This is a genomic window from Pantoea sp. R102 (assembly GCF_004916815.1).
Taxonomy (GTDB): domain Bacteria; phylum Pseudomonadota; class Gammaproteobacteria; order Enterobacterales; family Enterobacteriaceae; genus Pantoea; species Pantoea dispersa.
Genome location: NZ_SDFT01000252.1, coordinates 1 through 3,020 on the forward strand (window position 1 = coordinate 1; position 3,020 = coordinate 3,020).

At 63.6% G+C, this 3,020-nt stretch carries 1 protein-coding gene; it reads right to left on the minus strand.

The window, feature by feature from the left end; all coding sequences use genetic code 11:
• Positions 1 to 86 precede the first annotated feature (86 nt).
• Positions 87 to 3,020: autotransporter outer membrane beta-barrel domain-containing protein (locus ERD80_RS21075; RefSeq protein WP_136548423.1), on the minus strand; the 2,934-nt coding region annotated here is incomplete at its 5' end.

Genomic DNA, 3,020 nt, shown 5'->3' on the forward strand with positions numbered 1-3,020 from the left:
CGGCGACCGCATCCCTGCACATCCCGCAGCATGCCGCATTCTTGTAGGGTCGCCGTTCACGGCGACCGCATCATGCGCACATACTTTCAGAACTGCCAGCGCACGCCGAGGTTGTAACGCCAGCCTCTGGCGCCGTTGCCGTCGATCTCCTTGCGGTAATCCGCTTCGGCGTACAGCGACACATCCTGCTGCAGCGTCACCGTGCCGCCAGCCCCCACTTCCCACATCTGGCCAAAATTACCGCTGCTGAAGCTGGCGCCGAGCGCCGGGTTATCGGCAGCCGACACCGACGCCTGCGCCGTACCGCCCCAGCCTTTGTAATAATTCGCGCGCAGATAAGGCGTGTACTGGCGGTTGCTGTCATCGGTCCAGCTGCGGTCGAGACGCGCGCCGAGACGGCCAATCGTCTGGTGATAATCGCCATAGCGCACCTGGTTATTGTCCTCGTCCGTGAAATCATTCATGTTCAGTTTCAGGTACATCAGCTGCGCCTGCGGCTCCAGCTTGTAGCCCTCGCCGAGTTCAAACGGATAGCCGCTCTCCAGCGAGGCGGTCCAGCCGTGGCCCTTCAGCCTGGCCTCGCGCTGCTGGCGCGCAATGTCGGTTTCACCACGATGCCAGTCAAACGACAGCACGCCGTCAAGGTAAAAGCCGCTCTGGCGCTGCCAGGTGCCGTACAGCGCCAGGCTGTCGCTATCGAAGCTGGTGCTGCTGTAACCGTCTGCCGCCTGCGGACGGATGCGCGTATTGCCGCGCGTGTAGGCCACGCCGCCGCGCAGGCTGTCCTGCTCACCGTCGAGATGCAGCAGATTGCCGCCAAGCTGCACCGCGCTGTAGTCGAGGTCAAATCCGTAGCCGTAATCGCTAAAGCTGCGGTCGCTTTTGTATTTCAGATTCGAGCCGATGTAGCGCAGGAACATCTCACCGCCATTACCCGCCGGACGCGTCTGCTCGTGACGCAGTTCGCCGAGACGCTTGTGCAGGTCATCGATAATCGCGGCGGTGTAATAGGCGAGGCCAACCGGTGCTGAAATGTACGAAGGCACCTGCGGCACCACCGCCGGACGCGCATCGTAGCGCTGTGGCGTGCCAAATCCGCTGGTCACCAGCACTGGCTGGCAGCTGTCGCTGTCCTCGCACACGTAGTAGTTTGCCAGCCGGTAGTCCCAGTAATTGTTGCCGCTGCCGCTCAGCAGGCGCTGCGCCGGATCGCTGCTGCCCGGCGCGAAGCTGTACAGCCGGTACTGCCACGGTCCGGCACCGAGATAGCCATCCCTGAGCGCAAAGCTGTTCTGGCCAGCGTTGCCGCCCACCTGCGCCAGCGAAATGCCTTCGTTGCCCTCAATGCCGCCGTTGCGGTTGAGATCGGTGAGCGCCGCGCTGCTTGCCGCATCAAGCCTGACGTTAAGCAGCGTGGTGCCGCTGGCGTTACCGCTGACGTTGATGTGGTCGGTGAACTGGTTGCTCAGCGCGCCGCCCTCATTCAGGCGGGTCACCAGATTCGCCTGACCGCCCATCGACGCCAGCGAGCCGTTGATGTCCAGCGTATTGCCCGGCGAACCGCTGCCATTGGTGAGATCCAGCGTGCCGCTGTTATTCACCTGCAGCGAATCCGCTGTGCCGCCCGCCAGCGTGGGATGCACGTTGTCACCGGCATACAGCGTCGAGCGCCCATCAATGTTGATGCTGCTGTGCGCCAGCTGCAGATTGTCGGTCAGCGTCCAGCGGCTATCCGCGAAGTTAATGATGCTCCAGCCGCTGCCGAGGTTAACGCCTTTGCTCAGGTCATCCGCGCTGAAGCTGCCGCCGCGCGCCGTAATCTGGTCAAAGGTCAGTCTGTTACCGGTGCCGTTGCCGCTGGTGAGATGGTAAGTAGTGCTGAGATCGACGCCGCTGACCTCGGCAATATTGTTGTTGTCTGCGCCCATGGTCAGGCTGCCGTTGAGCGTGCCGCCGGTCCAGCGGAACGTGTCGCTGCCGCCGCCAGGATTGATGTCGCCCAGCACGTCACCCTGGGTCAGCAAAATCACATCGTCGGCGTTACTGCCCGCCACTGCCGCGCTTTGCGCCGTGGCCGTCACGATAGTACCGAGATTCTCAAATACCGTTTTGCCGCCGCGCAGATCGACCACCGGCGCCGTCAGGCTGCTGGAGCGCAGCGTACCGCTGTTGACGATGGTGCCGGCGGTGCTGGAGACCAGCGCCGAACCGCCTGCCGCATTAGTGATATTAACGCTGGCGGCGGTGACGATATTTCCCGTGGTGTTGGCGCGAATCCCGGTGCCGCCAGCGCCGGTGACATTGAAAACGTAACCCGAACCCAGCAGCAGATCGCCGCCGGTGGTCGATCCATTAGCGTTGGCGATAGTCAAACCGTTACCGCTGCCGGATACATTGGTGGTCACGGTGGAGGCGGGATCGAACGCGACGGCGGTGCGGATACCGTTGCCATCGCCGACGTTAAGCGTCAGGTTGCTCAGGCTAACGTTGTCCAGCTCCGCGCGGTTTTCGATGCCGTTGCCGCTGCCCAGCACGTTGATGGTGGCGTCGCGCGCGCTGAGCGCCGCCGCGCCGCTGTCGAGCAAAATGCCATGCGCCGTGCCGCGCGTGGTGATCAGCGTATCGCTGCCAGTCAGTGCCAGTTGCGCGCCGTCGCTGATGCGCACGCCGGCCACGCCGTTATCGACATTGATGCTGCCGCCCTGCGCCAGCGTGGTGCCGCTGCCGCCGACATCTAACCCGGTGCCGCTGCTGACGTTAACCACGCCATTATTGGTCAGCGTGCTGCCGGCGCGCGAGCGCATGCCGATGCTGTTGCTGCCGGTCAGCGTCAGTGCGCCATTGTTCTCCAGTGCCGCGCCGTTGGTCAGGTCAAAGCCAACGGCACCGTTGCCAGCGCCGCTGATGCGGGCGTTGCTGGTGACGCGGGTGGCGGCAGCGCTGCCGTCCAGCGCATTACTGAGATCGCTGCGCAGCGTATTCACCAGCACGCCCACCGCGTTGTTGCCGCTGAGCGTGAT